The 26,269-nt window shown below is 70.7% G+C and carries 19 protein-coding genes; 15 read left to right on the top strand and 4 right to left on the bottom strand.

Annotated features, from left to right (window positions below):
* The 3 genes from Vau01_RS10220 to Vau01_RS10210 are packed head-to-tail and all read left to right on the top strand — an operon-like array spanning window position 1 to window position 3,064.
* Complete coding sequence (locus Vau01_RS10220) at window positions 1-1,305, top strand: ABC transporter substrate-binding protein (protein WP_203989778.1); 1,305 nt, start codon at window positions 1-3, stop codon at window positions 1,303-1,305.
* Window positions 1,306-1,310: 5 nt separating this feature from the next.
* The gene (locus Vau01_RS10215) at window positions 1,311-2,240 is read left to right on the top strand and encodes a carbohydrate ABC transporter permease (protein WP_203989770.1); all 930 of its coding nucleotides are present in this window, start codon (window positions 1,311-1,313) and stop codon (window positions 2,238-2,240) included.
* Window positions 2,237-3,064, top strand: coding sequence for a carbohydrate ABC transporter permease (locus tag Vau01_RS10210; protein WP_203989768.1), 828 nt, complete (start codon window positions 2,237-2,239; stop codon window positions 3,062-3,064). Before Vau01_RS10215 ends, Vau01_RS10210 begins: the two co-directional genes overlap by 4 nt.
* A gap of 39 nt (window positions 3,065-3,103) precedes the next feature.
* Here the strand turns inward: Vau01_RS10210 and Vau01_RS10205 are convergent, their stop codons facing one another.
* Window positions 3,104-3,454 (bottom strand): hypothetical protein, encoded by a 351-nt coding sequence (locus tag Vau01_RS10205; protein WP_203989766.1) that lies wholly within the window; start codon window positions 3,452-3,454, stop codon window positions 3,104-3,106.
* 215 nt (window positions 3,455-3,669) lie between these two features.
* Here Vau01_RS10205 and Vau01_RS10200 point away from each other — a divergent pair, with 215 nt between their 5' ends.
* From Vau01_RS10200 to yjfF, 7 genes are all read left to right on the top strand, one after another.
* On the top strand, window positions 3,670-6,156 hold the full coding sequence (locus Vau01_RS10200; protein WP_239151520.1) for an alpha-L-arabinofuranosidase family protein: 2,487 nt from the start codon (window positions 3,670-3,672) through the stop codon (window positions 6,154-6,156).
* Between the two features lie 2 nt (window positions 6,157-6,158).
* Window positions 6,159-7,598 carry a family 43 glycosylhydrolase gene (locus Vau01_RS10195; protein ID WP_203989761.1) on the top strand — a complete coding sequence of 480 codons (1,440 nt, stop codon included), beginning with the start codon at window positions 6,159-6,161 and terminating at the stop codon, window positions 7,596-7,598.
* 178 nt (window positions 7,599-7,776) lie between these two features.
* Complete coding sequence (locus Vau01_RS10190) at window positions 7,777-8,886, top strand: LacI family DNA-binding transcriptional regulator (RefSeq protein ID WP_239151469.1); 1,110 nt, start codon at window positions 7,777-7,779, stop codon at window positions 8,884-8,886.
* Between the two features lie 160 nt (window positions 8,887-9,046).
* The gene (locus Vau01_RS10185) at window positions 9,047-10,030 is read left to right on the top strand and encodes an ABC transporter substrate-binding protein (protein ID WP_203989759.1); all 984 of its coding nucleotides are present in this window, start codon (window positions 9,047-9,049) and stop codon (window positions 10,028-10,030) included.
* Window positions 10,031-10,095: 65 nt separating this feature from the next.
* Entirely contained in the window at window positions 10,096-11,652 is a 1,557-nt protein-coding gene (locus tag Vau01_RS10180) for a sugar ABC transporter ATP-binding protein (protein ID WP_239151468.1), read from the top strand.
* Window positions 11,649-12,722 carry an ABC transporter permease gene (locus tag Vau01_RS10175; RefSeq protein ID WP_203989757.1) on the top strand — a complete coding sequence of 358 codons (1,074 nt, stop codon included), beginning with the start codon at window positions 11,649-11,651 and terminating at the stop codon, window positions 12,720-12,722. Before Vau01_RS10180 ends, Vau01_RS10175 begins: the two co-directional genes overlap by 4 nt.
* Window positions 12,719-13,726: a galactofuranose ABC transporter, permease protein YjfF gene (gene yjfF / locus Vau01_RS10170; protein WP_203989755.1), complete on the top strand. Its 1,008-nt coding sequence runs from the start codon at window positions 12,719-12,721 to the stop codon at window positions 13,724-13,726. The genes Vau01_RS10175 and yjfF overlap by 4 nt, the downstream gene beginning before the upstream one ends.
* Here the strand turns inward: yjfF and Vau01_RS10165 are convergent.
* Together Vau01_RS10165 and Vau01_RS10160 are read right to left on the bottom strand one after the other, a co-directional pair.
* A complete protein-coding gene (locus tag Vau01_RS10165; protein ID WP_203989754.1) occupies window positions 13,668-14,120 on the bottom strand; it encodes a response regulator in 453 nt (150 codons plus the stop codon). The genes yjfF and Vau01_RS10165 overlap by 59 nt on opposite strands.
* Before the next feature lie 5 nt (window positions 14,121-14,125).
* Complete coding sequence (locus Vau01_RS10160) at window positions 14,126-15,265, bottom strand: sensor histidine kinase (RefSeq protein ID WP_203989752.1); 1,140 nt, start codon at window positions 15,263-15,265, stop codon at window positions 14,126-14,128.
* Window positions 15,266-15,428: 163 nt separating this feature from the next.
* Here Vau01_RS10160 and Vau01_RS10155 point away from each other — a divergent pair, with 163 nt between their 5' ends.
* From Vau01_RS10155 to Vau01_RS10135, 5 genes are all read left to right on the top strand, one after another.
* A complete protein-coding gene (locus Vau01_RS10155; RefSeq protein ID WP_203989750.1) occupies window positions 15,429-17,426 on the top strand; it encodes a SpoIIE family protein phosphatase in 1,998 nt (665 codons plus the stop codon).
* Between the two features lie 153 nt (window positions 17,427-17,579).
* Window positions 17,580-18,059, top strand: a complete 480-nt coding sequence (locus tag Vau01_RS10150) for a GNAT family N-acetyltransferase (protein ID WP_239151467.1) — start codon at window positions 17,580-17,582, stop codon at window positions 18,057-18,059.
* Between the two features lie 142 nt (window positions 18,060-18,201).
* Window positions 18,202-19,944, top strand: coding sequence for a S8 family serine peptidase (locus Vau01_RS10145; protein WP_203989743.1), 1,743 nt, complete (start codon window positions 18,202-18,204; stop codon window positions 19,942-19,944).
* Window positions 19,945-20,001: 57 nt separating this feature from the next.
* Window positions 20,002-21,828, top strand: a complete 1,827-nt coding sequence (locus tag Vau01_RS10140; protein ID WP_203989741.1) for an HSP90 family protein — start codon at window positions 20,002-20,004, stop codon at window positions 21,826-21,828.
* A complete protein-coding gene (locus Vau01_RS10135) occupies window positions 21,828-24,638 on the top strand; it encodes a tetratricopeptide repeat protein (RefSeq protein WP_203989739.1) in 2,811 nt (936 codons plus the stop codon). Before Vau01_RS10140 ends, Vau01_RS10135 begins: the two co-directional genes overlap by 1 nt.
* On the opposite strand, the gene Vau01_RS10130 is transcribed toward Vau01_RS10135, so the two are convergent.
* Window positions 24,639-26,192 (bottom strand): MDR family MFS transporter, encoded by a 1,554-nt coding sequence (locus Vau01_RS10130; RefSeq protein WP_203989737.1) that lies wholly within the window; start codon window positions 26,190-26,192, stop codon window positions 24,639-24,641. It lies immediately after the preceding gene.
* Between the last annotated feature and the right edge of the window lie 77 nt (window positions 26,193-26,269).

Raw genomic sequence — 26,269 nt, 5'->3', positions numbered from 1 at the left:
ATGAAGATTGGACGAACCGCGTTACTGGCGGCCGTATCCGGTCTGCTCGCCCTCACCGCGTGCACGCCCGGCAGCCTCGGCGACAGTGACGGCGACGGCACGGCGCTGTCGTACCTCGTCGACAACGAACCGTCGACGGTCAAGACGGCCGAGGCGCTGGCGAAGGCGTTCAACGCCAAGTACCCCGAGCTGTCCATCAAGGTCGAGACCCGCCCGCAGGGCGGCGAGGGCGACAACATCGTCAAGACCCGACTGTCCACAGGGGACATGACCGACATCTTCGCCTACAACTCGGGATCGCTGTTCCAGGCGCTCAAGCCGGAGCAGAACCTCGCCGCGGTCGACGACCAGGCGTTCGTCAGCACCCTCGACCCGGCGTTCAAGACGACGGTGACCGCGAACGGGAAGGTGTACGGCGCGCCCACCGGCGGTACGGTCGGCGGCGGCATGCTCTACAACCGGGCCGTCTACAGCAGGCTCGGCCTGCAGGTGCCCAAGACCTGGGCCGACTTCATGGCCAACAACGCGAAGATCAAGGCGGCCGGGGTGGCCCCGGTGATCCAGACCTACCAGACGACGTGGACGTCGCAGGTCATCTTCCTCGCCGACTACCACAACGTGGCGAGCGTGAACCCGACCTTCGCCGACCAGTACACGGCCAACAAGGTGAAGGTGGCCAGCACCCCGGCGGCGCTGCGCGGGTTCCAGCGGCTGCAGGAGGTGCACGACGCCGGCTACCAGAACTCCGACTTCGCCTCGGCGCAACTGGAGAACGGGCTGAAGATGATCGCCGACGGCACCGGCGCGCACTACCCGATCCTCACGTTCGCGGTCGCGACGATCGCCGCGAACTCGCCCGACAAGGTGAAGGACGTCGGCTTCTTCGCGCTGCCCGGTGACGACGCGGCGAAGAACGGCCTCACCGTGTGGGAGCCCGGTGGCATCTACATCCCGAAGACCACCAGCGGCGCGAAGCTCGACGCGGCGAAGAAATTCCTCGGGTTCGTCGCGAGCCCCGAGGGCTGCGACGTCCAGAGCAAGACCGTCGCGCCGAGCGGTCCGTACGTGGTGAAGGGCTGCACGCTGCCGGCCGACGTGCCGCAGGCGATCAAGGACCTGCAGCCGTACTTCGACGCCCGTGCCACCACACCGGCGCTGGAGTTCCTGTCGCCGGTGAAGGGCCCGGCGCTGGAGCAGATCTGCGTGGAGGTCGGGTCCGGCATCCGCAAGGCGGCCGACGGCGCCGAACTCTACGACCGCGACGTGCAGAAGCAGGCCCAGCAACTCGGCCTGCCCGGCTGGTAGGCCTCATGGCTGTCACCGTCGAACAGCGGGACGTCCGGGGCGGTTCGTCCGCCCCGGACACCCCGGGGCGCCGGAAGAAGCGGAAGAGCCCGTACCCGTACTGGTTCTACCTTCCCGCGGCGATCGTCTACGTGACGCTGTTCATCGTGCCGACGTTCGCGTCGTTCTTCTTCAGCCTCACCCGCTGGACGATCTTCGACTACAAGTTCATCGGGCTCGACAACTTCACCAACTTCTTCCAGGAACCCGCGCTGGTGAAGGGTTTCGTCAACACGCTCATCTACGCGGTGGTGACGTCGGGGCTGAAGGTGGTGCTCGGCCTGCTGCTGGCTGTGCTGCTCACCTCGCGCATCATCGCGCGCGGCTACCTGCGGTCGGTGGTGTTCTTCCCGGTGCTGGTGAGCACGATCGGTGTCGGCATCACGTTCACGATCCTGATGAACCCCGAACGCGGGCTCATCAACGAGTCGCTCGCCGCGATCGGCGTCGACGGGCCGGGCTGGCTGACCGATCCGAAGTACGCGTTGCTGTCGGTGGCACTGGTCGACGTGTGGAAGGGCGTCGGGCTCGCGACGCTCATCTACATCGCCGGCATCGTGTCGATCCCGCAGGACTACTTCGAGGCGGCCAAGATGGACGGCGCGGGGTCGTTCGCGAGCTTCCGGCACATCGTGCTGCCGCTGGCCCGCCCGGCCACGGTCACCGTGGTGATCCTGTCGCTGATCGGCGGCCTGCGTTCGTTCGACCTCATCTGGGCGATGACGCGCGGCGGGCCGGGGTTCACGTCCGACGTCATCGCGTCGGTCATCTACAAGCAGTACCAGGCGGGCTTCTACGGGCTGTCGACGGCCGGGAACGTGGTGCTGTTCCTGACCGTCACCGCGGTCGTCGTCCCGTTGTTCTGGTTCCTCAACCGGAAGGAGGTCGAACGGTGAGGCCGCGCCGCAACGTCGCCCTGAGCGCGGTGTCGATCCTTGTGTCGGTGGTCGTGTTCATCGTGCCGTTCGCGTTCATCGTGCTCACCGCCGTGAAGGACCAGCAACAGGCGTCGCTGCTCGACTTCTCGTGGCCCGAGCACTTCCGCGTGGTCGACAACCTCATGGACGTCCTCGAGACGCGCGACTACATGCTCGTCATCGCGTTCATCAACAGCACGATCCTCACCGTGTGCAGCGTGGCGGGGATGGTGGTGCTGTCGGCGATGGCGGCGTTCGTGCTGCAACGGCGGGCGAGCCGGTGGACCGGGCTGGTGAACTTCCTCGTCCTCAGTGGACTGATCATCCCGCCGGCGGTGGTGCCGACGATCTGGGTTCTGCAGGGGCTGGGCCTGTTCAAGACGATGCCGGGGCTGATCCTGGTGGAGATCGCGTTCGGCCTGTCGTTCAGCACGCTGCTGTTCCGTGCGTTCATCTCGACGATTCCCCGCGAACTCGACGAGGCGGCGACGATCGACGGCGCCGGCCCGGTGCGGCTGTTCTTCCGGGTGATCTTCCCGTTGCTGCGCTCGGTGGCGATCACGGTGATCGTGGTGCAGTCGGTGGCCGTCTTCAACGACTTCACGTACCCGCTGTACTTCCTGCCCGGCGACCAGAACGCGACCGTGCAGCTGACGCTCTACAACTTCCAGAGCCAGTACACGACGCAGTACAACCTGCTGTTCATGAACATCCTGCTGATCACGGTGCCCCCGCTGCTGATGTTCCTGTTCTTCAACCGCCACATCGTGGCCGGCATGACCTCGGGCGCCGTGAAGGGGTAGATCCTGGAGCCTGGACGTCGCAGGCTCCAGGATCGATTTTCAGTGCAGGCAGGCACCCTTCGACGGGGCCACGGCGTTGACCGTCGTGATGCGGTTGATCGTGGCGCCGGAGGCGATCCCGAAGTTGAGGGAGCCGGTGACGCAGTAGTCGAGTTTGGTGAGGTTGGTGAGCGAGGAGGCGACGAGCCCGCCCTTGAACTCCTGGGACGCGCCCTCCTTCACCAGGATCGGGCTGGTGCCCCCGGCCGGCTGGATGCACAGGTAGCCGACGACGCAGGCTGCGGTCGTGTTTGGGCCCCCGTCGGCCCGGGCGGGAAGGGCGGTCGCGACTGTCGCGGCTGCGGCCGCGAGGGTGACCGCGAGTGCTCGTCTCGTCCGTGACATTTCCATACACGTCCTTTCGGGACGCAGCGCCCGGTGCGCTGCCTGGTCCCATCCTTCGGAACACCCGGCACCGGTGGAACCCCGAACGGTGTCTTTGCAGATACGTGTCAAAGCATTGACGACGGGCTATGGCCAGCGGATACTGTTCCCGCTTGTTAACGTTCACAAAACACCGGAGGACCACCATGCCCCGGGCGAAAAGACTTGTCGGTTTGGCGATCGTGGCCCTGGCCGGGTCCGTGGGAGCCGTGCCGGCGCAGGCGCGGGCACCCGAGCCGGACCCCGCGTACACGATCACCGTCGACCCCCGCGGTGCCGGAACCGCGATCCCCGACACCATGTACGGCGTCTTCTTCGAGGACATCAACTTCGCCGCCGACGGCGGCCTGTACGGCGAGCTCGTGCGCAACCGGTCGTTCGAGTTCCTGCCGGTCGACAACCAGGCGTACACCGGCCTGACCGCGTGGACGCCGGTGGGCACCGGCGGAACCGCCACCACGGTCAACGACGACGCCCGGCTGAACGAGCGCAACCGCACCTACCTGAACCTGGCACTGTCCACTGTGGAGGGCGGCGGCTACGGCGTCACCAACTCCGGCTGGAACACCGGGTTCGCGCTGAAGGCGGGCGGCCGCTACGACTTCTCGGTATGGGCGCGCACCGACGCCGCGGCGGGCACGCCGCTGGGCGTCACCCTGCACGACACTTCCGGCGCGGCGCTCGCCGCGCCGATCGCGTTCACGGTGCGCGGCAATTCCTGGTCCAAATACACGGGGACGCTCACCGCGTGGCGCGACACCGACGCCGGCCGCCTCTCGGTGCGGGCGGCCGGAACCGGCACCCTGAAGCTCGACATGATCTCGCTGTTCCCCCGCGACACGTTCCGCAACCGGGCCAACGGCCTGCGGCGCGACCTCGCCGAGAAGATCGCCGCGCTGAAGCCGGGCTTCGTGCGCTTCCCCGGCGGCTGCCTCGTGAACACCAACAGCCACTACGGGTACGACGCCGCGTCGAACTACGAGCGGTCGCGGTCGTACCAGTGGAAGGACACGGTCGGGCCGGTCGAGGAGCGCGCCACCAACCGCAACTTCTGGGGTTACAACCAGTCCTACGGCCTGGGCTACTTCGAGTACTTCCAGTTCTCCGAGGACATCGGCGCGATGCCGCTGCCGGTGGTGCCGGCCCTGGTCACCGGGTGCGGGCAGAACCGGGCGACGAACGACGAGGCGCTGCTGCAACGGCACATCCAGGACACCCTCGATCTCGTCGAGTTCGCGAACGGGCCGGTGAGCAGCACCTGGGGCGGCCTGCGGGCGCGGATGGGTCACCCGAAGCCGTTCGGCCTCACCCACGTCGCGGTCGGCAACGAGGAGAACCTGCCCGACCAGTACTTCGCGAACTTCCTGCGGTTCCGCGCCGCGATCGAGGCGAGGTACCCGACGGTGACGGTGGTCGGCAACTCCGGGCCGGACGACACGGGCGCGACGTTCGACCGGCTGTGGGCGCTCAACCGGGAGGCCGGCGTCGACATGGTCGACGAGCACTACTACAACACCCCGGGCTGGTTCCTGCAGAACAACGCGCGCTACGACAGCTACGACCGCGCCGGTCCGAAGGTGTTCCTCGGCGAGTTCGCCTCGCAGGACAACAAGCTGTTCAACTCGCTGGCCGAGGCGCACTACATGACCGGCCTGGAACGCAACGCCGACGTCGTGCAGATGGCCGCGTACGCGCCGCTGCTCGCCAACATCGACCACGTGCAGTGGCGGCCGGACCTGATCTGGTTCGACAACGACGAGTCGTGGGGCACCACCAGTTACCAGATGCAGAAGCTGTTCATGAACAACGTCGGCGACCGCACCGTGCCCAGCCGGTTCACCGGCCCGGTGATCCAGCCGCGCGGGATCACCGGCGCGGTCGGGCTGTCGACGTGGGCCACCGCCGCCCGCTACGACGACGTCCAGGTGACCGGTACCGACGGCGCGGTGCTGTTCCGCGACGACTTCGCGAACGGCGCCGGCCAGTGGACGTCGGTGGAGCCGCGCGGCGCCTGGAGCGTCGTCGACGGCCAGTACCAGCAGTCCGACACCGCCGCGCTCGACACGCTCGTCAAGGCTGGCAACATCACCGCCACCGACTACGACCTGACGCTCAAGGCCACCAAGCTCTCCGGTGCCGAGGGCTTCCTGGTCGCGTTCGGCGTGCAGGACAGCGGCGAACTGTACTGGTGGAACCTCGGCGGCTGGAACAACACGCAGGGCGCGATCCAGAAGGGCGCCGGCGGCAGCAAGTCGATCGTCATCGCCAAGCCGAACTCCGTCGAAGCCGGTGTCACGTACGACATCCGGATCGAGGTGCGCGGGACGACCGTGCGGCTGTTCCTCAACGGGCAGGAGTGGGGCAGCTTCACCGACGACCAGGTGAGCCAGCCGTTCGCACAGGTGGTCACGCGCGACGACCGCACCGGTGAGCTCATCGTCAAGGTGGTCAACGCGCAGGACACGCCGGCCGTCACGCGGATCGACCTGGGTCGGCAGCGGGTGCGCGACACCGCCCGGATGACCGTCATCACCGGTGACCCGGGGGAGCAGAACACCCGCTCGGGCGAGCCGATCCAGCCGGTCACCAGCAATGTGCGGGTGGGATCGGCGTTCACCCGCACGTACCCGCCGAACTCCGTCACGTTCCTCCGGATCCGAACGAGGTAGCCATGAACCCACACATCAGCCGGCGCCTCGTGCTGCAGGGCGGCCTCGGCGTCGCGGCCGCGGGCGCTCTCACCGGGCCGTCGTCCGCGGAGGCGCCGGCCCTGCTGCGGACCGACGCGGAGATCTACGGGGTGACGACCGTGAACCCGCTCGTCACGCAACGGGCCGACCCGTTCATCACGCCGCGCACCAACGGGATGTACTACTTCACCGGTTCGGTGCCGGAGTACGACCGGATCGTCGTGCGGGGCGCGTCCACGCTCGCGGGTCTCACGAACGCGGCCGAGACCGTCGTGTGGCGGCGGCCGGCGTCGGGCCGGATGGGCGGGCACATCTGGGCACCGGAGCTGCACCGCATCGACAACCGCTGGTACATCTACTTCGCGGCCGGCGACTCGGACAACGTCTTCCGGATCCGCATGTACGTGCTGGAGTCCGCGCGGGCCGACCCGCTCGACGCGGCCGGCTGGGTGCTGCGCGGCCAGATCGTCACCGAGTGGGACAGCTTCTCGCTCGACGCCACCACGTTCGCCCACAATGGACAGAGGTACCTCGTCTGGGCGCAGAGCGAGCCGGAGATCGCCGTCAACTCCAGCCTCTACATCGCCAGGATGAGCTCGCCGCTGGCGCTGGCCACCAAGCCGGTGCGCATCGCGACGCCGACGAGAAGCTGGGAGATCCAGGGTTTCCGGGTGAACGAGGGGCCGGCCGTCATCGTCCGCAACGGGCGGGTGTTCCTGACGTTCTCGGCCAGCGCCACCGACGCCCGGTACTGCATGGGGCTGCTCACCGCGTCGGCTTCAGCGAACCTGCTCAGCACCTCGAGCTGGGTGAAGACGCCCGACCCGGTGTTCGGCACCAACGCCAACACGTCGCAGTACGGGCCGGGACACAACACGTTCACCGTCGCCGAGGACGGCGTGACCGACGTGCTCGTCTACCACGCCCGCGACTACCGCGACATCACCGGTGACCCGCTCTACGACCCGAACCGGCACACCCGCGTGCAGCGGCTGTACTGGCACGCCGACGGCACGCCGCTGTTCGGCGTCCCGGTGGGCAAGGGCGGGCCGATCGTGCGGCTGTCACCGGCCGACGCGCCGGCGAGTCACGTGCGGCACTACGACTACGTGCTGCGGGTGGAGGCGGGCGTGCGGCAGCTGGCCGACACGCAGTTCCGGTTCGTGCCCGGGTTCGCCGGCGCGGGCACGGAGTCGCTGCAGTCGGTCAACTTCCCGAACCGCTACGTCCGGGTGTCCGGGACAACGGTGCGCATCGATCCGGTGGAGAGCGGCGCCGCGTGGGCCGGGCAGGCGAGCTTCCGGCGGACCGCGTCGGGCAGCGGGGTGACGCTGCAGGTCGTCGCGGACGCGAACACGTACCTGCGGCACGAGAGCGGCCGGCTGACCACCGGTGCGGCGACGGTGTTCCGGCTCGGCTGAAACCCCGGGTCGGGCCGCCACGAACGGTTACCGTGGATCTTGGAGTTGGGGCGCTCCAAGATCCACGGGAGGGCTGGTAGTCGTCGATTTCAAGTGTGTGACGGTGTCTTGACGTGCCGAGGTGTGAACGCTAACACTGACGGGGCGGTAACAGCCCCGAAACAGCCCGGAGGTCCGTATGGACGGTGCGACGAGCCTGCCCGTGCCGAGCCTGCCCGTGTCGGGCTCGGCCGTTCCGGGCCCGCCGTTGCCGTTCACCGACGGGCGGCGGCCCCGCGTGCCGGTCATGATGGACGTCGCCCGGCTCGCCGGCGTCTCCCACCAGACCGTCTCCCGGGTCGTCAACGCCCACGCCAACGTGCGCGCCGAGACGCGGCAACGCGTGCTCGACGCGATGCGTCAGCTCAACTACCAGCCCAACTCGGCGGCCCGCACGCTCGTCACCCGTCGGTCGAACACGATCGGCATCGTCACGGTCGACAGCACGCTGTTCGGCCCGGCGTCGATGGTGTACGCGATCGAGCAGGCGGCCCGGTCGGCCGGCTACTTCGTCAGCGTCGCGAGCATCAACACGCTGACCCAGCGGGCGGTGCGCGAAGCGGTCTCCCGGCTCGAGGAGCAGTCGGTCGAGGGGATCGTGGGCGTGGTCCCGCACGACGAGGCGGTCCACGCGCTGGTGGCCGTGCCCTCGGGCGTCATCACGGTGGCGGTCGGGGTCGGCAGCGGCGCGGCGGTGCCGTTCGTGGGCGTCGACAACGTCTCCGGTGCCGCGGTCGCCACCCGGCACCTGCTCGCCCAGGGGCACCGCACGGTGCACCACATCGGCGGCCCGGTCGGCTACCCCGACGCCCGCGAGCGGCGGCTGGGGTGGCGGCGGGCGCTCGTCGAGGCCGGCGCGCCGACACCCGACGCGCTCACCGGCGACTGGAGCGCGCGGTCCGGCTACGAACTGGGCCGTGTGCTGGCCGCCGACCGCTCGGTGACGGCGGTGTTCTGCGGCAACGACCAGATGGCGCTCGGCCTGCTCCGGGCGCTGTTCGAGGCCGGCCGGCGGATACCCAACGACGTCGGCGTCGTCGGTTTCGACGACGTGCCCGAGGCGGCCTACATGATCCCTCCACTGTCGACGGTCAAGCAGGACTTCACCGAGATGGGCCGGTTGAGCATCGGCCTGTTCGTCCGCATGATCGGCGACCGGAAAGAGCGGGAACGCGGCGCCGAACCGGTGCGGATCCTGCTGACACCGACCCTGATCCCGCGGGAAAGTTCCCGCACCGCGGCGGCGTAACGGCCGCGGCCCACCACCCACCGGCCACCCCGATACGAAGGAGGAGTTCCGTCACCCGCTGTGAACGCTCACAGGTCGCCTCTCTCGGCGACAGAGCCGGCAACAGCGTCGGCGGTCGCTGGACCGCCCACACCACCCACTGACGTGAACAGGAGTAGGAATGCTCAGGAAGGTCTGTGCGGGCGTGGCTTTGGGCCTGCTCGCGATGAGCCTTGCGGCGTGCAACAACAGCGACACCGGCGGCGACTCGGGTTCCGCGGCCGACGAGAAGATCACACTCGGCTTCTCGCAGGTCGGCGCGGAGAGTGGTTGGCGGACCGCCAACACCACCTCGATCAAGGATTCGGCGGCCAAGGCCGGCATCGACCTCAAGTTCGATGACGCGCAGGGCAAGCAGGAGAACCAGATCACGGCGATCCGCAACTTCATCCAGCAGAAGGTCGACGTCATCGCGTTCTCGCCCAAGGTGGAGACCGGTTTCGAGACCGTGCTCAAGGAGGCCAAGGATGCCGGCATCCCGGTGATCCTGACCGACCGGGCGGTGGACACCCCGGACAAGACGTTGTACAAGACATTCCTCGGCTCCGACTTCGTGAAGGAGGGGAAGGCCTCCGGGGACTGGCTGGTCAACGAGATGAAGGGCGCCACGGCTGACGTCAACATCGTCGAACTGCAGGGCACCACGGGTTCCGCGCCGGCCAACGACCGCAAGAAGGGCTTCGCCGACGCGATCGCCGCCAACCCGAAGCTCAAGATCATTGCTTCGCAGACCGGTAACTTCGAGCGGGCCGGCGGCAAGGCCGTCATGGAGCAGTTCCTGAAGGCCAACCCGAAGATCGACGTGCTGTTCGCGCACAACGACGACATGGGTCTCGGCGCGCTCGAGGCGATCACCGCCGCGGGCAAGGTGCCCGGCAAGGACATCAAGATCATCACCATCGACGCGGTGAAGGACGGCATGCAGGCGCTCGCCGACGGCAAGTTCAACTTCATCGCCGAGTGCAGCCCGCTCCTCGGCCCACAGCTGATGGAGCTCGTGAAGAAGGTCAAGAAGGGTGAATCGGTCCCGGCGCGGATCGAGACCCAGGAGACCACCTTCACGCAGGAGCAGGCGAAGGCCGCGCTGCCCACCCGTCAGTACTGACCGAACGACCCGGTGCCGCCCGCGATCCGCGGGCGGCACCGGACCCGGGCTGGAGGTCCGTTCACATGGCCGACACGACGCTGGCCGACACGATGCCTGCCGACACGATGCCGATCGTCTCGATGACGGGGATCGACAAGACGTTCCCCGGCGTCACCGCCCTCACCGGGGTGGACTTCCGGCTGCTGCCCGGCGAGGTGCACGCCCTGATGGGTGAGAACGGCGCCGGCAAGTCGACGCTCATCAAGGTGCTCACCGGCGTCTACGAGGCCGACGCCGGCTCGATCGTGCTCGCCGGCGAGCCCGTGCGGTTCACGGGGCCGCTGCGGGCCCAGGCGGCCGGGATCAGCACCGTCTACCAGGAGGTCAACCTCTGCCCGAACCTGTCGGTGGCGGAGAACATCTACCTCGGCCGCCAGCCCCGGTCGCTGGGCCGGATCCGGTGGGGCACGCTGCGGCGCAAGGCCCGCGAGCTCCTCGGCCGGCTCGAACTCGACCTCGACGTGAACCGGCGGCTCGACACCTACTCGCTGGCCGTCCAGCAGATGGTCGCGATCGCGCGGGCCATCGACCTCGACCCGAAGGTGCTGATCCTCGACGAGCCGACGTCGAGCCTCGACGCCGGTGAGGTGGCGCAGCTGTTCCGGGTCATGCGCAGCCTCAAGGACGCCGGCATCGCGATCCTGTTCGTCACCCACTTCCTCGACCAGGTCTACGAGGTCTCCGACCGGATCACCGTGCTGCGCAACGGCCGGCTGGTGGGGGAGTACGCCACCGCCGACCTGCCGCAGCTCGCCCTCGTGGAGCGGATGATCGGCAAGGAACTCGAGGTGCTCGACCGGATCGAGGAGGCCGACAAGCGTCCACCGGCCGCGTTGGAACGCGACGAGGTGGTCGCGCAGGCCGACGGCCTCGGGCGCAAGGGCGCGGTGGCGCCGTTCAACCTGACCATCCACAAAGGACAGGTGGTGGGCCTCGCCGGTCTGCTCGGCTCCGGCCGCACGGAACTGGCCCGGCTGTTCTTCGGCGCCGACAAGGCCGACACCGGACACCTGCGCATCGACGGCAAGCAGGTGGCTTTGCGCACCCCGGTCGCCGCGATCCGGCGCGACGTGGCGTACTGCTCGGAGAACCGGGCCGCCGAGGGCCTCGTCGCCGAGTTGACGGTGCGGGAGAACATCATCCTCGCGCTGCAGGCCGCGCGCGGCTGGGCGCGTCCGGTGCCCCGCCGCAGGCAGGACGAGCTGGTCGACAAGTACATCAAGGCGTTGAGCATCCGTCCGGCCAACCCCGACCTGCCGGTCCGCAACCTCAGCGGGGGCAACCAGCAGAAGGTCGTGCTGGCGCGGTGGCTGATCACCGAGCCGCGGCTGCTGATCCTCGACGAGCCGACGCGCGGCATCGACATCGGCGCCAAGGCCGAGATCCAGAAACTCGTGGTGGAACTGTCCGACGGCGGCATGGCGGTGCTGTTCATCTCGGCGGAACTGGAAGAGGTACTGAGGTTGAGCCACAAGGTGGTCGTGATGCGCGACCGCGCGGCGGTCGGTGAACTGACCAACGACGACACCCTCGACGCCGACCGCGTCATGGAGGTCATCGCGAGCGGGGCGCAACCATGAACGAGCGAATGAGCGCCCGCTGGAAGGTGCTGTCCGCGCACCACCTGTTCTGGCCGGTCGTGGTGCTGGTCGGGCTGATCGTCGCCAACGTGATCTACCGGCCGAGCTTCGTGTCGATCGAGATGCGCGACGGTCACCTGTACGGCAGCCTCATCGACATCGTGCGGCTGAGCGCGCCGCTGATCCTGGTCGGGCTCGGGATGACGATGGTCATCGCCACCGGCGGCATCGACCTGTCGGTCGGCTCGGTGGTGGCGATCTCCGGCGCGATCGCATGCCTGTACATCAGCAAGCAGCCCGACCAGAACGCCGTCGGCGGTGTACTGATCGCCGTGGTGCTGGGCCTGCTGGTGGCGACGGTGCTCGGCATCTGGAACGGCGTGCTCGTCGCCGGCATCGGGATCCAGCCCATCATCGCCACGCTGATCCTGATGGTCGCCGGGCGCGGCCTGGCCCAGCTCATCACCAAGGGCCAGATCATCACGATCAACAGCTCGCCGTACAAGCTGATCGGCGCCGGCTACGTGCTCGCCGTCCCGTTCGCGATCCTCATCGCGGCGGCGGTCACCGCGCTCACGTGGGCGCTGACCCGCCGCAGCGCGCTCGGCATGCTCATCGAGTCGGTCGGCGGCAACGCCGAGGCGAGCCGGCTCGCCGGCATCCGGTCGCGGCGGTTCATGCTGTTCGTCTACGCGTTCAGCGCGTTCTGCGCCGGCATCGCCGGGTTCATGGTGACGTCGAACGTGTCCAGCGCCGACGGCAACAACGCCGGCCTGTGGATCGAACTCGACGCGATCCTGGCGGTGGTCATCGGCGGCACGTCGCTCGCCGGCGGTCGGTTCTCGATCAGCGGCACGGTGCTCGGCGCCCTGCTCATCCAGACCCTGACGACCACGGTGTACGCGATGAACATCTCCCCGCAGACCTCGTTGCTGTTCAAGGCGCTCGTCGTCATCGCCGTGTGCCTGATCCAGGCGCCGAAGTTCCGCGCGGCGCTGGGCCGCCGTCGCCGGCGACCACCCACCGCCGCGCCGACGACCGACCTGACCAAGGTGGGAGTGAACGCATGACCACCGTCGAGGCCACCCGGCAGAAGCCCGGTTTCCACGTGCCGCGCCGGTTCGTGCCGGTGATCGCGACCGCGGTCCTGCTGGTCGTGATGTACGTGATCGGCATCTCCCAGTACCAGGCGTTCTCCGACCCGCAGGTCCTGCTCAACATCTTCATCGACCGCGGGTTCGTGCTTGTGGTCGCGGTCGGCATGACGTTCGTGCTGCTGACCGGCGGCATCGACCTGTCGGTCGGATCCGTCGTCGCGATGACCGCGATGGTGTCGGCGTGGCTGCTCGAGAGCGGCAGCGTCCCGGCCGGTGTGGTGCTGGTGATCGCGCTGGCGATCGGGCCGACGCTCGGTTTCCTGATGGGCTGCATCATCCACTACTTCGAGATCCAGCCGTTCATCGTGACGCTGGCCGGGATGTTCTTCGCCCGCGGCATGTGCACGTTCATCAGCGACGAGGCCATCCCGATCAAGAACGAGTTCTGGGTCAAGGCCGCGCAGTCGCGGATCCGGTTCGGCGACAACTTCATCTCGCCGAGCGTGATCGTGGTGTTCGTCGTGGTCCTGATCGGCGCGGCCGTGCTCGCGTACACCCGGTTCGGGCGCAACGTCTACGCGATCGGCGGCGACCAGCAGTCGGCAATGCTGATGGGCCTGCCGGTCGGGCGGACGAAGATCGCGGTCTACACGATCAGCGGGTTCTGCTCGGCGATCGGCGGCATCCTGCTGAGCTTCTACACGCTGTCCGGCGACTCGCTGATCGCGATCGGCATGGAACTCGACGTCATCGCGGCGGTGGTGATCGGTGGAACGCTGCTCACCGGCGGCTCCGGCTACGTGTTCGGCACCGTGCTGGGCGTGCTCGTGCTGGGCGTCATCCAGACCCTCATCACGTTCGACGGCACCCTCAACTCGTGGTGGACGCGCATCGTGATCGGCGGGCTGCTGTTCGCGTTCATCCTGTTGCAGCGCCTGACGGGCGCCACCCCGCGGGCCCGGAGCGCCGGCGGCTAGCCGCCGCGGGTCCGGCGCGGCGGCCGCGCAGCGCCGGGGGCAGCCACGCCTCGACCTCACCGACGAACGTGCGAGGGTTGATCGGCTTGGGGATGTAGTGGTCGAAGCCGGCGGCGAGCGTGCGTTCCCGGTCACCGACCATCGCCACCGCCGTGACGGCGATGATCTTCACGGCGGTGCCGCGGGCGCGGAGTTCGCGGAGGACCTGGTAACCGTCGATGTCGGGCAGTTGCAGGTCGAGCAGCACCAGGTCGACGGTGACCGACCCACCGGCGTCGACCGCGGTGGCGCCGGTGGCCGCGCAGCACACCTCGTAGCCGTGGGCGCCGAGGAGGTAGCTCATGAGTTCGAGGCTCTGCGGGTTGTCCTCGACGATCAGGATGCGGGCACCCACCGCCGTCACTCCGGCCCGACGCGGAACACGCTGCCCTCGCCGGTGCGGCTGTCGACCGCGATGCGCATGCCCATCAGCTCGGCCAACTTGTGCGAAATGTAGAGCCCCAGCCCGGTCCCCTCGGCGCTTTCCCGTTCGCCCTTCGAGCTCCGCTCGAAGGCGCCGAAGATGCGGCCCTGGTCGCCGGGATCGATGCCGGGACCGGTGTCGGCCACCGTCACCGACCACGGCAGGTCATGCTCCGGCGGGGTCAGTCCGATCCGCACGCCGCCGGAGTCGGTGAACTTGATCGCGTTGTGCACCAGGTTGATGAGGATCTGGCCGAGGGCGCGCCGGTCGGCGGTCACCAGGCACCCGGTCGCGGGCACGTCGGCCTCCAGCGTGATGCCCTTCTGCTCGGCCATCGGCCGCATCGACTGCACGACCTCCTCGAGCACCGACCGGCAGTCGATGGTCTGCGGGCTGATCTCGACCTTGCCCGACTCGATCTTCGCCAGGTCGAGCAGGTCGTTGATCAGCGACAGCAGGTGCTGCCCGCTGGTCTCGACCAGCCGGAGCTGGCGCTCCTGCGCCTCGTTGAGCGGGCCGGGCAGGCCCATCAGCAGGGTGCCGGTGAAGCCGATGATCGCGTTCAACGGCGTCCGCAGTTCGTGGCTCATGCTGGCGAGGAACGCGTCCTTGGCCTTGTTGGCCTTCTCCAGTTCCAGGTTCTTCTCGCGGAGCTGGCGCTCGAACCGGACCCGTTCGGACACGTCGCGGATCGCCGCCGCGACGAGCGCGCCGTCGGCGGTCTCGATGGCCGACAGCGAGATCTCCGCCGGGAACTGGGTTCCGTCGCGGCGCATCGCGGACAGCTCTATCCCCGCGCCCATCGGGCGCGGTTTCGGCTCGGCGAGATAGCGCTGGCGATGGGACGGGTGGACGTCGCGCGCCTGCGGCGGCACGAGCACCTCGACGAGCTGCCCGACGAGCTCGTCGCGGTCGTAGCCGAACAGCCGCTCGGTCTGCGCGTTGACGACCGTGATGCGGCCGGTGCGGTCGACCGCCACGATCGCGTCCGGCGCGGCCTCCAGCATCGCCCACCACTTGGCCCCGCCGTCGTCGGAGTGCGGCGGCGAGGTGATGCGCTGCGTCGGGACATGCATCGGCACACCTCCTGGGGATCCAGTGGCGGAGTGTGCCCCGAGGGCGCGGTGCGCGTCCCGGAAATGCCCGCCGGATGCCCCGATCAGGTGACCACCGTTCCCAACGCCGGTGACCACCCGTCATGCTTCGCAGCGACCGATGCGGCAGGGGGAGCGGAGACGGATGGCGACCGTACTCGTCGTCGACGACGACGCCACGAACCGCACCTACCTGCGGACGCTGCTGGTCCATCGTGGACACAAGGTGCGGGAGGCGGCCGACGGCGGCACGGCCGTGCGGCTCGCCGAGACCGATCCGCCCGACGCGGTGATCACCGACATCATCATGCCCGGCGACCTGGACGGGTACGAACTGGCCCGGCTCCTGCGCAGCAGCCCGGCGACGCGGCACGTGCCGATCGCGTTCAGCACCGCCCACTACGACGAGCAGGAGATCGAGACGCTGGCGCGGGCGTGCGGCGTGCGCGACGTCATCGTGAAACCGGCGCGGCCGGCCGTGGTGCTGGCGACGATCGACGCGCTGCTGTCCGGCTCCGCGGAGTCGCCGGTGATGAGCGTCGAGCCGTTCGTCGACGAGCACCGGCGGGCGCTCAAGCGCAAGCTGCTGCAGAAGTCCACGGCGTTGACGCGGTTGGAGGACCGGCTGCGCGCGGTGGTCGAGTCGACCCGCGTCGGCGTGGTGCTCGCGAACAGCGACGCGACCGCGACGTACGTCAACCCGCGCCTGGCCGAGATCGCCGGGCTGCCGGTCGAGTGTCTGCTCGGGCACGGCTGGCTGGCGTGGCTCGACGCGGCCGACCGGGAGCGCCTGCACGGCGTCGTGACGGCCGGCGTGCCGCGGGGAGGGCGGGCCTACCGGGTCGCCGCGCGCCGCGTCGGCCTCGGTCCGCGCTGGCTCGACGTGCGCCTGCACCCGACCACCGACTCGTCGGCCGGTGACCTGGTCGCCGTGGTGGAGGACGTGACCGGGACGATGCGGACCCGGCCCGGTGCCGTGACGTCCGGCCACCTGGACGCGGTGCGGCGGCACGCGGCCGACCTGGCCGACCGGCTGGCCGAGACCGAGCGGGTGACGATCGCGGGCGGCTGGGAGTTCGACCGTCGCACCGGCCTGATCGTCCTCAGTGGACGGTTGGCCGACCTGCTCGGGCTGCCGGCCGCGATGCTGAGCCCGGGCGACCTGTGGCGGCGCGCGCATCCGGCCGACGCCCGCCGCGCGACGGCCGTGGTGGCGGGCGCGATGCGTACCGGGCGGGACCGGCGCTTCCCGCTGCGGCTGGCCGGGCGGGACGGCGTGGTGCGCCACTTCGTCGTCTCGTGCCGGCCGTCCACTGTGGACGATCCGGTGTGGGGCGTCGCGCACGACGTCACCGGCATCGAGGACGTCCGGATCGACGCCGCCGTCACCGCCGATCGCCGGGCCGAACGCCGTCTCGTGGACCGGTTCCACCGCGAGTTGCTGCCCGACCGCCTGCCGGACGTGCGGGGCGCGCGGGTCGCCGCCGCCTACCGGGCCGTGCCCGACCGGCTGGACTCCGGCGGCGACTGGTACGACGCGCTGGCCGCGCCGGGCGGGGGCATGGTGGTCGCGGTGGGCGGGGTGGTCGCGCACGGCCGGCACGAGGTCGCGGTGATGGGACCGGTGCGCGCGGCCCTGCGCGCGTACGCGATCGAGGACCCGAACCCGGGCCGGATCCTGGCCCGGCTCAACCGGTTCATGACCGCGACGTTCCGCGACACCGCGCACGCGACCGCCGCGGTCGTCCACTTCGACCCCGACGCCGGCCTGCTCCGCGTCGCCAGCGCCGGGCACCTCGCGCCGCTGCTGGTGCTGCCGGGCGGTCCGGACAACGACCCGGACGTGATTCCGACCGGCTGGCCGGGGCCGGCCCTCGGCGTGACGCCGGTGCCGAAGTATCCGGTCGAGGAGCTGCCGATGCGGCCGGGCGCCGCGCTGTGCCTGTACACCGACGGGCTGGTCGACCGCCGCGACGACGGGGTCGGCACCGAGATCCGGCGCCTGCTCCACGTGCTGGCGCGGTCGCACCGCGAGGCCGGCACGGCGTCCGCGCGCGATCTGCTGGACCTTGTGCTGGCCGGCATGCTCCCCGCCGACCCGACCGACGACGACGCCTGCGTGGCAATCCTCACGTCCGTCTGAGCCCGCCTGGCTGCGGCGCCCTCGGCGTCGATCTTGCAGTTGTGCTCGCCGAAAAACGGGTGAATTCCGGCGAAAGGGCGGGCACAACTGCAAGATCGACTTGGGGCTTGGCGTTCGCGGATGAGCGGGACGGGCTGTCGGTAGGGTCGGGGGGTGGGAGAGGTGCTGGTGCGGCCGGCGGTGGCCGGTGACGCGGACGTGGTGGCCCGGATCTGGCGGGACGGGTGGCGCGACGGTCACCTCGGCCACGTGCCCGAGGAGCTGGTGGCGATCCGCACCGCGGAGTCGTTCGGTACCCGGGCCGTCGAGCGGACCGGCGGTACCACGGTGGCCACCGTCGACGGGGAGGTGGCCGGGTTCGTCATGGTGGTCGGCGACGAGGTGGAGCAGGTCTACGTGTCCGGCGCGCACCGGGGGAGCGGTGTGGCGGGCGTGCTGCTCGCAGAGGCCGAGCGGCAGGTGGCGGCCGCCGGGCACGGGGCGGCGTGGCTGGCCGTGGTCGCCGGTAACACCCGGGCGCGCCGGTTCTACGAGCGTCAGGGCTGGGTCGACGAGGGGCTGTTCGACCACCACGCGCCGGACGCCCCGGGTGCGGTCCGGGTGCCGGCGCACCGGTACGTGAAGGCGGTGTAGCGGACGCAACCGGCCGGCAACCGGGGCCGCACCGGACTGTCCGCCGGCCCGCGACGGGCACCGGCCCGCGGGCCGACGACGGCGTACGACCCGCTCCCGCACGCTGGATCCGTTGTCGGAGCCGACACCGGAGGACGGGTTCATGGCTGCACAGGCACGAGGCTGGTGGGCACGTCTGCTCGCCGTACCGACCGTGGTCGCGTTGGTCGCGCTCACGCCGTCGACGATCGCGAACGCGGCCGGGACCCATGACGGCCCGCAGACCGACGTCATCGTCGGCTACACCGACGCGGCGGCCGCGGAGCGGGCGGTCGCGGCGGCCGGCGGGACCACCACGCGCCGCCTCGACCTCGTCGACAGCGTCGCCGCGACCGTGCCCGCCGACGCCCTCACGAGGATCAGCACCTCCGCCGGCGTACGGTCGGTGACGCCGGACGGCACCGTACGGTTGAAGGCAGCCAAGTGGCGCGCCGACAACGACGAGAACTCGCTCTACAACATCGAGGCGGGCAACGGCGCCCAGCAGGTGTGGACGACCACGGATGCCACCGGGCGCACCGTCACCGGCAAGGGTATCGGCGTCGCGCTGATCGACTCCGGGATCGCGCCGGTCGAGGGGCTGACCGCGGCGGGCAAGGTCGTCAACGGCCCGGACCTGTCGTTCGAGTCGAACGGCGCGGCGACGCGGTACCTGGACACGTTCGGGCACGGCACCCACATGGCGGGGATCATCGCCGGCCGGGACACCAAGGTGAAGGCCGGCAAGGAGGACGACCCCAAGCTGTTCACCGGTGTCGCGCCGGACGCGACGCTGATCAACCTCAAGGTCGCGGCCGCCGACGGCGCCGTGGACGTCTCGCAGGTGATCGCCGCGATCGACTGGGCGGTGGCGCACCGGAACGACCCGGGGCTGAACATCCGCGTCCTGAACCTCTCGTTCGGCACCGACTCGGCCCAGGATCCCCGGCTCGACCCGCTGTCGCACGCCGTCGAGGCGGCCTGGCGGGCGGGCATCGTGGTGGTGGTCGCGGTCGGCAACGACGGCGCCGCCGCGACGCGCGTCTCGATGCCGGCGGCCAACCCGTACGTGATCGCGGTCGGCGGCGCCGACCCCCGCGGCACCACCACCCGCACCGACGACATCGTCGGCGACTTCAGCACCCGCGGCAACGCCACCCGGCACGCCGACCTGCTGGCCGCCGGGAAGTCGGTGGTGTCGCTGCGCGTACCCGGCTCGTACATCGACAGCAACTACCCGACCGGGCTGCTGCCCACCGACAAGGACCAGCGGCTGTTCCGCGGGTCGGGCACGTCGCAGGCGACCGCGGTGGTCTCCGGCGCGGCGGCGCTGCTCCTGCAGCAGCGGCCGAACCTCACCCCGGACCAGGTCAAGCGGCTGCTGACGACCACCACGGACACGATGCCGGCCGCCGACCCGATCTCGGCCGGCGCGGGCCAGCTCAACATCGCGGCCGCGGCCGCCGCGCCGACCCCGGCGTACACGCAGACGTGGTCGGCGTCGCTGGGCACCGGCACGCTCGAGGGCGCCCGCGGGTCGGCGCACGTCACCGACCCGGTGTCCGGGATCGAGCTGACCGGCGAGCGCGACATCATGGGCGCGGCGTGGACGAAGAGCATCACGGCCCGGGCCTGGGTGGGCGGGGTGTGGAACGGCCGCACCTGGTCGGGCTCGTCGTGGTCGGGCTCGTCGTGGACGTCACGGACGTGGTCGGGCGCCACCTGGACCGGAAACAATTGGACGGGCGTGAGCTGGACCGCCCGCACCTGGAGCGACGCCGTCTGGGACGGGCGTACGTGGTCGGCCCGGACCTGGTCCGCCCGTACGTGGTCGGCCCGCACGTGGAGCGGCTGCGGCTGGTCCTGACCGGGGCCCGACGCGGGCCGGGCACCACCGGGAATCCAACCCTCGTAGCATGTGCAGGTGCACGAGCAGCCGTCACACACGTTCCAGGTCGATCTGCGCGGGTTGGTGGATCTGCTCTCCCACCACCTGTACTCGAGCCCGCGCGTCTACGTGCGTGAGTTGTTGCAGAACGCGGTCGACGCGGTCACCGCACGACAGAACAAGCGGCAGGACGGGACGCCAGGGGAGATCCGGTTGACGGTTCTCCCCGGCGCGTTGCGGGTCGACGATCCGGGCATCGGGCTCTCCGAGGCCGACGTGCACCGGTTCCTCGCCACGATCGGCAGCAGCTCCAAGCGTGACGACCTGGCCGGCGTCGAGGTGGCCCGGCGGGAGTTCCTCGGACAGTTCGGCATCGGCCTGCTCGCCTGTTTCGTGGTCGCCGACGAGATCACCGTGGTGAGCCGGTCGGCGACGGATCCGGCCGCGGTGCCGGTGGAGTGGCGGGCGACGTCCGACGGCGCGTACACGGTGCGCACGCTGCCCGACGACGCGCGGCCGGAGGCCGGCACGACGGTCACGGTGACGGCCCGGCGCGGCGCCGAGCAGTGGTTCACCGCCGAGTGCGTCCGGGACCTGGCGGGCAGCTTCGGCGCGCTGCTGCGGTACGACATCCTCGTCGAGGCGCAGGGCGTCACCACGAAGGTGAACACCACGCCGCCGGTCTGGGACCGCGACCACGCCACGCCCGACACGCGTCGCGCGGCGCTGCTCGCCTACGGACAGGAGACGCTGGGCTTCGCCGCCCTCGACGTCGTCGACCTCGACCTGCCCCTCGTCGGCGTGCGCGGCGCCGCGTACGTGCTGCCGGTCGCGTCGAACCCGTTGGAGCGCGGCGGGCACCGGGTTTACCTCAAGGGCATGCTGCTGTCGGAGTCGGCCAGCAAGCTGCTGCCGGAGTGGGCGTTCTTCGCCCGCTGCATCGTCGACGCGGAGGCGTTGCGGCCCACCGCGTCCCGCGAGGCGCTCTACGACGACGAGACGCTCGCCGCGGTGCGCGACGCGCTCGGCGACCGCATCCGCGACTGGCTCACCGGGCTCGCCGCCACCGACCCCGAGCGGCTGGAGCGGTTCCTCGCCGTGCACCAGCTCGGCGTCAAGGCCCTCGCGGTGCACGACGACGAGCTGCTGCGCACGATGCTGCCGTGGCTGCGGTTCGAGACCACCGCCGGCCGGGTGAGCCTCGCCGAACTCGCCCGCCGGCACCCGATGGTGCACCTCGCCCGCACCGTCGAGGAGTTCCGCCAGGTCGCGGCGATCGCGTCGGCGCAGGGGCTCGGCGTGGTCAACGGCGGGTACACCTACGACGCCGCACTGGTCGACAAGCTTCCGTCGGTGGCGCCGGGCACGTCGGTGGTGCCGCTGGCCGCCGACGCGGTGGTCGCGCACCTCGACGCCGTGCCCGCCGACCGCGAACTCGCCGTGGCCGCCTTCCTCGCCGCGGCCCGGGCCCGGCTCGACCGGCTCGACTGCGACGTGGTGCTGCGCACGTTCCATCCGGTGTCGGTGCCGGCCCTGTACCTCGACAGCCGCGAGGCGCTGCACGAGCGCTCGCGCGCGCAGGCCGAGGCCGACGCCGATCCACTGTGGACGGAGATCCTGTCGAACCTGCGCGCCACCGCCCCGCGCGCCCAGCTCGTCCTCAACGATCTCAACCCGGTGGTCCGCAGGGTGACCGGGCTCGCCGACCCCGAACTGCGCGCCACCGCCGTCGACGCGCTGTACGGACAGGCCCTGCTGATGACCCACCGTCCACTGCGGACGACCGAGTCGGCGTTGCTCAACCGCGCCCTCGGCGACCTGCTCACGTGGGCGGCCGACCGGACCCGGACCACGGAGGCGTGATGGACAGTCCGTCAAGCACGGAAGAAGTACACGAGGCGCTGAAGGACAACGCGTCCAGGCCCTACGGGCCGGCCCGCAGCGCCCGCGCGGAGCAGCTGGTGGAGCAGGCGGCGCAGACCGGCGACCGCCCGATGCTGATCCACGCGTTGCAGGCCCTCATCACCGCCTACGAGTACGACGGCTCGTCCGACCGCATGCTGGTGCCGTTCGCGCGGGTGCTGAAGATGTGGGACGAGCGGCCGGAGGACTTCGACGAGTACTCCGCGCACAGCCTGCACTGGCACTTCAAGTGGGTCAGCGCCGGCCTGATCTGGCAGCCGAACGTGCCGTTGGCGACGATCGGGCGCTGGCTCGACGAGATGGAGCGCCGGTACCGGCTCGCCGGTCACAACTCGCAGGCGGTGCACGCCTGCCGGCACTACGTGGCCGTCCACGTCGGCGACACCGCGGTGGCGGCCACGCACTTCGACCGCTGGATCACCGCCGAACGCGACGACATGGCCGACTGCGAGGCCTGCGAACGGCACAACCGCGGCGACTGGCTGACCACGCAGGGGCAGGACGAGGAGGCGGTGCGCATCTGGCAGGCGGTCACCGACGGGCACCTGACGTGCGCGGAGGAGCCGCACCGGGTGCTCGCCCGGACGCTGCTGCCGTTGCTGCGCCTGGGTCGGGCCGAGGAGGCGCGCGCCAACCACCTGCGCGGGTACCGGATGGTGCGGGGCAACCCGGCGCTGCGGGCGAGCGTCGCCGAGCACCTGGAGTTCGCGGCGCTGACCGGCAACGAGGCGCGGGCGCTGGAGATCCTCGCCGAGCACGCCGGCTGGCTCACGCTCGCCGCCGGCGAACCGGTGCGGTACCGGCTGTTCTTCCTGGAGGCCGTCGTGGTGCTGCTGCGCCGGCTGGTGGCGCTCGGTCAGGGTGACCTGGAGGTGCCGACCCCACGCGCTGACCGGCCGACCACCACCGTGGCGGCGCTGCTGCCGGCCGTCGAGGCGGAGGTCGACGGCATCGTGGCGACGTTCGACGAGCGCAACGGGACGGCGGCGGTGAGCGGGCGGTCGTCGACCCGCCGGGCGCAGGAGCCGCTGCTCGCGGAGTTGCCGCTCGGGCTCCGTGGTACACCGGGCGGCGCTGTGCCCGTCATCAAAAAGACCGAACCGGAGCCGGAAGCCCCGGATGACGCCGACGCGCTGATCGCGGAGGCGACCCGGCTCGCCGAGGCGCACGACCCGCGGGCGGCCGAGGTGTGGGAACGCGTCGCGGCCAGCGGGGCCGACCTGCCGCCGCCGGTGCGGGCGCGGATCGCGGAGAGCCGGGTGATGGCGAAGGCCGTGGCCGACCCGGCCGGTACCGTCGAGGACTTCCGGACGGTCGCCCGCGAGTTCGCGCTGGCCGGCGACGCCGGGCGCGACGCGGTCAACCGGGCCCGGGCCGGCCTGGGCGCGCTGATCGACGGCGACGAACCGCCGCCCGGCACCGACCCGGCGACGGTGCTGGCCGAGGTCACCGCGCTGCCCGAGGCCACCGACGCGGTGCTGTGGACGGTCCGGTTCTGCCACGTGCAGGCCCTGTTCCTCGACTGGTTGCGGGGGCCGGAGGCGCGGAACCCGGACAGCCCGGCGAAGGCCGGCCTCGACCGCCTGCTGGCGACGCTGCTGGCGGCGGCCGCCGATCGGCCCTACGAGAAGGGCTCGGTGCTGCACATCAGCGCCCAGCTGACGCTGTCGGCCGGTGACCCCGAGCCCGCGCCGGACCTGCTCGCGGGCGCGGCCGAGGCGTTCGTCGCGGCCGGAGTGCCGCACCGGGCGGCCGAGTCGCTGCAGCTCCTGGCCGAGGTGACCATGCGCGGCGGTGACCCGGCCGCGGCGGAGGCGCACCTCGACCGGGCCCTGACGGTCGGCGGCGACCGGCTCGACGCCGAGAGCCGGGGCCGGTTGGCCGCCCTGCGGGCCGAGATCTACGTGATGCTGGGCGGGCGCGACACCGAGGCGGTGTCCACCGCGTTGAGCGCGGCGCACCTGCTCGACGACGTGGACCCGCCGGTCGCGGCCCGGGCCCGGATGGTCGCGGTGTTCGCGTTCCGGCGCACCGGCCGCCCGGCGGAGGCGGTGGCGCTGCTGGAGTCGATGCTCCCGGACGTCGACCGGCGCGGCGACGAGCACGAGATCGTGCACGTGCGCCAGGTCTACGGCGAGTGCCTGGCCGACATCGGCGAGTTCCGGACGGCGGCGGAGGAACTGATCGCCGCGGCCCGCATGACCGCCGACCGGCGCGAGCACGCCTCGCTGGTGCACGCCGCGGCCAACGCGCTCGACGGCGCCGGGATGTCCGACGACGCCGGTCGCACGTTCGAGCGGGCCGCCGAGGTGTGGCGCGAGGTCGGCGACCGCGACGCCGAGGTGCGGGCGATCCGCGGCCACGCCTGGACGCTGGTGCAGCGCGAGGAGCCGGACTGGCCGGGCGCGCTGGAGATGCTGGAGGCGGCGGCGGTTCCCGATTCGGGGTACGAGTACTTCGAGACGCTGCGGCAGGCGGCGCACCTGGTGCTGAACTGGCCGCCGGACGAGCGTCCGGAGAAGCTGGCCGCCCGCGCCGTCGACCTGGCCGACGCGGCCGCCGACGGCTTCTTCGGGCTCGACGAACCGGGCAGCGCGACCCAGAGCATGTTCACGGCCGCGATGCTGGAGGAGCGGCTGGGCCGGTCCGGCGACGCCCGTACCCGGCTGACCGCGCTGCTCGGCCGCCACACCGCGGCCGGTCGGGAGGACCTGGCCGACAGTGTGGCGGACTTCCTCGAGCGGTTGTAGTTAGGCTTTGACGCCGGTGGTCTCGGCTTCCTGTTCGGCCGGCGCGGGTTCCGCTCCGCGCAGCGGTTCGTGCCGGATGAACGCCGCGGCCACCGGCACCACGACGGCGATCACCGCGGCGCAGAGGAACACGGCCGCGGTGGAGTCGGCGATGCCGTGCAGGAGCGCGGACACCACCTCGGACGGCATGGTGGCGAGCTTCTCCGGGGTCAGGCCGGCGACGCCCGCACCGGACGCGACGTCGGACGCGGCGGATCCGAGGTGCTTGGTGAGATCGTTTTCGAGCGCCCGGTTGAAGACGGCGCCGAACAGCGACACCCCGAACGAGCCGCCGATGGAGCGGAAGAACGTGGTGGTGCTGCTCGCCACGCCCAGGTTGCGTTGATCGACGCTGTTCTGCGCGATCAGCATCGTCGTCTGCATGAGCAGGCCCATGCCCGCGCCGAGCGCGACCATGAACAGCGACGTGCGCAGCCGGCTCGTGTCGATGTCGACGGTGGCCAGCAGCGCCATCCCGGCGAAGACCAGCACCCCGCCGATGACCGGGAACGCCTTGTAGCGACCGGTGCGGGTGATGAGCTGCCCGGCCACCAGCGAGGTGACGAGCATGCCCGCCATCATCGGCAGCAGCAGGAGCCCGGAGTTCGTCGCGGAGGCACCCTGCACGGTCTGCTGGTACAGCGGCAGGAAGTTGATCGCGCCGAACATCGAGAAGCCGAGCAGGAAGACGATGACCGTCGACAGTGTGAAGTTGCGGTTCTTGAACAGCTCCAACGACAGCACCGGCTCGGCGGCGCGCCGTTCGACGAGCGCGAACGCGCCCAGCAGCACGACCGCCAGCGCCGCGAGCGTGAGGATCTGCCACGAACCCCAGGCGTACTCGGTGCCGCCCCAGGTGGTGATCAGGACCAGCCCGGTGATGCCGCCGGCGAGGAGGCCGGAGCCGAGCCAGTCGATGCGGTGTTCGGTGCGCCGGGTGGGCAGCTTCAGTTGCAGGGCGAGCATCACCAGGGCCAGGCCGCCCAGCGGCAGGTTGATGTAGAACGCCCACCGCCAGCTCAGGTGGTCGGTGATGTAGCCGCCGACGAGCGGCCCGGCGACGGTCGCCGCCGCCATGGTCGCCGCCATGAAACCCTGGTACTGCCCGCGTTCGCGGGGCGGCACCAGGTCGCCGATGATCGCCATGACGCCGACCATCAGGCCGCCGGCGCCTAGGCCCTGGAGGGCCCGGAACCCGATCAGCTCGCCCATGGTCTGTGCGGCGCCGGAGAGCGCGGACCCGATCAGGAAGATCACGATCGAGGTGAGGAAGATGTTCTTGCGGCCGTAGAGGTCGCCGATCTTCCCCCAGATCGGGGTGGAGACGGTCGTGCCGAGGACGTAGGCGGTGACCACCCAGGAGAGGTGGGACAGACCGTGCAGGTCACCGACGATGCGGGGCATCGCGGTGCTGACGATCATGTTGTCGAGCATGGCCAGCAGCATCGCCAGCATGAGGCCCGGCAACACGGCCATGACCTCCCGGCGGCGGGCCGGTGCGGGTGCGGACATCATTACCCCCGGATGGACGAGCCGACTTACTTGCCGGCCGGCTAGTATGCTTCGAACGGTAGGCGCGGTACTAGCCGGCC

Origin of the sequence: Virgisporangium aurantiacum (assembly GCF_016863635.1) — a bacterium.
Lineage (GTDB): Bacteria > Actinomycetota > Actinomycetes > Mycobacteriales > Micromonosporaceae > Virgisporangium > Virgisporangium aurantiacum.
The sequence above is the reverse complement of the archived record's forward strand: the minus strand, read 5'-3'. Positions and strand labels throughout refer to the sequence as shown.

What these genes read in the sequence shown, in the direction of transcription:
- yjfF (WP_203989755.1), top strand. Translation starts at nt 12,719, where the DNA reads ATGACCACCGTCGAGGCCACCCGGCAGAAGCCCGGTTTCCACGTGCCG.
- Vau01_RS10195 (WP_203989761.1), top strand. Translation starts at nt 6,159, where the DNA reads ATGAACCCACACATCAGCCGGCGCCTCGTGCTGCAGGGCGGCCTCGGC.
- Vau01_RS10220 (WP_203989778.1), top strand. Translation starts at nt 1, where the DNA reads ATGAAGATTGGACGAACCGCGTTACTGGCGGCCGTATCCGGTCTGCTC.
- Vau01_RS10130 (WP_203989737.1), bottom strand. Translation starts at nt 26,192, where the DNA reads ATGATGTCCGCACCCGCACCGGCCCGCCGCCGGGAGGTCATGGCCGTG.
- Vau01_RS10135 (WP_203989739.1), top strand. Translation starts at nt 21,828, where the DNA reads ATGGACAGTCCGTCAAGCACGGAAGAAGTACACGAGGCGCTGAAGGAC.
- Vau01_RS10145 (WP_203989743.1), top strand. Translation starts at nt 18,202, where the DNA reads ATGGCTGCACAGGCACGAGGCTGGTGGGCACGTCTGCTCGCCGTACCG.
- Vau01_RS10160 (WP_203989752.1), bottom strand. Translation starts at nt 15,265, where the DNA reads ATGCATGTCCCGACGCAGCGCATCACCTCGCCGCCGCACTCCGACGAC.
- Vau01_RS10180 (WP_239151468.1), top strand. Translation starts at nt 10,096, where the DNA reads ATGGCCGACACGACGCTGGCCGACACGATGCCTGCCGACACGATGCCG.
- Vau01_RS10215 (WP_203989770.1), top strand. Translation starts at nt 1,311, where the DNA reads ATGGCTGTCACCGTCGAACAGCGGGACGTCCGGGGCGGTTCGTCCGCC.
- Vau01_RS10175 (WP_203989757.1), top strand. Translation starts at nt 11,649, where the DNA reads ATGAACGAGCGAATGAGCGCCCGCTGGAAGGTGCTGTCCGCGCACCAC.
- Vau01_RS10185 (WP_203989759.1), top strand. Translation starts at nt 9,047, where the DNA reads ATGCTCAGGAAGGTCTGTGCGGGCGTGGCTTTGGGCCTGCTCGCGATG.
- Vau01_RS10190 (WP_239151469.1), top strand. Translation starts at nt 7,777, where the DNA reads ATGGACGGTGCGACGAGCCTGCCCGTGCCGAGCCTGCCCGTGTCGGGC.
- Vau01_RS10205 (WP_203989766.1), bottom strand. Translation starts at nt 3,454, where the DNA reads ATGGAAATGTCACGGACGAGACGAGCACTCGCGGTCACCCTCGCGGCC.
- Vau01_RS10155 (WP_203989750.1), top strand. Translation starts at nt 15,429, where the DNA reads ATGGCGACCGTACTCGTCGTCGACGACGACGCCACGAACCGCACCTAC.